This window comes from Sphingobacterium sp. SGG-5 (genome assembly GCF_011043525.1).
Classification (GTDB): Bacteria; Bacteroidota; Bacteroidia; order Sphingobacteriales; family Sphingobacteriaceae; genus Sphingobacterium.
Genome location: NZ_JAAKGO010000051.1, coordinates 1 through 209, shown reverse-complemented (window position 1 = coordinate 209; position 209 = coordinate 1). Strand labels below are relative to the sequence as shown.

Sequence of the window (209 nt, the reverse complement as noted above, 5' to 3'; positions counted from 1 at the left end):
GTTGTAAACACTTACGAGATCACGGCCTCGGCAGCACAGGGTCCTAAACTGGGGAACTATACGATCAGCTACGCCAAAGGTACACTGACAGTCAACAGGAAAGCGCTGACCATCACGGCCAAAGACCGCAGCAAGACATACGGTGAGGCGCTGACGCTCGGCAGTACCGAGTTCACGGCCAGCGGTCTTGTGAACGGCGATGCGGTTAC

General features: G+C 56.5%; 1 protein-coding gene. It reads left to right on the top strand.

Going from position 1 to position 209, the window contains the following annotated elements:
* On the top strand, positions 1-209 hold a 209-nt coding region (locus G5B30_RS17235), incomplete at both ends, for an MBG domain-containing protein (RefSeq protein ID WP_165321239.1).